Raw genomic sequence first — 1,247 nt, 5'->3', positions numbered from 1 at the left:
GCGACGGAACAATCAACCCGATCAGGTAGCGTGGGTTACGGCGCCTGATCGTCAGGCCAACACTGGCGACCGCCAACCCCACGCCCACCACGCGTTCGGCGGTGACCAACAGCGATAGCGGGTTATTGGTTTCAGTGTCGAAAAATATGCCGCGATAACGAAAGTAGTCGCTGAAAATTTCCCGTTCATTCAAGGCCGCGTTCATAAACCAGGCGCGCGAGTCGTGCACGTGTTCATCAAACATCTGAATGATCGGGTAGACCTTGTCGTTTAACGATTTGCCGTCTGCGCCGAACAGGTTGGCGTAGTTCATCTCGCCGGCCTCGCGCAGGTCGGCATAGTGCTGGGCTTCGTCTTGCGCGTTGGTCATGTACACAAGGCCACCGACCAAGGTGTTGGCAAGCGTGCCAAGGCTGAACAGTTCACCGGCGGGCCAGGTCCATTCCGGCACATAGTCGCGCCGAAAATCGGCCATGGCGTTGAGCAACTGGCGACAATCCAGGTTCGGTTCATACACTTTGCTGGTGTTAAACGCGCTTGAGGAGCGGGCGCCGGTGCGACGTTCGTAGTTCAACTTGATCAGCTGATTATCGTGTTGCGTGGCCAACTGACGTTCAGACCAGACCGGCGCCGGGGTGCCCGCGCGGTTGGCTGCGTCTTCCTCAAGTTGCAGGCTGTGTAAGGCTTCAAAGGCGGCGACTTCCTCGGCGGTCATGTCTGCCGCTGGGCCGTTTTTCATCAGGCGGGCGTAAAAGTCGGTGTGTTTGGCACGGCCCTTGGCATAACGGCTGATTCGCCAACCGGTGATATGCCCGGCCTCGCGGGCCATGACCGCTTCCAGTGGGCCATTGTCCATGGCGTCTAGCCAGATGTTGAAACGCTCGATAAGTTGGGGGCCTACGTCGTATTCATTTTCTGTTTGTACATCCATGACTAACCATGGCCGACGCTTTTTCAACTCATTGTTAAACGCTTTTGGCGGTGCCTGCAACGGCGCGCCAATCTTGTAGGCCTCACTGTACATATGGTGCAGAGCGAGTTGCGACAACACCATATGACCGCCCTCGGCGGCCTTGCCTTGGTCGCCGGGCGGGTAGCCGCCGCCGACGTCGGAGTGCATGCCGGGGTAGATATATTCCGCCGTGCCCTGGCGATAGGTAGACGGGCAGTTTGGATCGTCCGGGTTGGCTTTGCGCCGAATCGAGTCTACGGGGAAGCAACTGCGTTGTTCGTGGGCCGCCACCAAG

1 protein-coding gene is annotated in these 1,247 nt (G+C 58.4%); it reads right to left on the bottom strand.

Annotated elements, in window-relative coordinates:
• The coding region (locus F0169_RS25705; RefSeq protein WP_172979557.1) for a T6SS phospholipase effector Tle1-like catalytic domain-containing protein at positions 1 to 1,247 on the bottom strand (1,247 nt) is incomplete at both ends.

It is taken from the genome of Pseudomonas kitaguniensis, from assembly GCF_009296165.1.
Lineage (GTDB): Bacteria > Pseudomonadota > Gammaproteobacteria > Pseudomonadales > Pseudomonadaceae > Aquipseudomonas > Aquipseudomonas kitaguniensis.
Note: the sequence above shows the minus strand (reverse complement) of the source record. Positions and strands in the feature narration are given on the sequence as shown.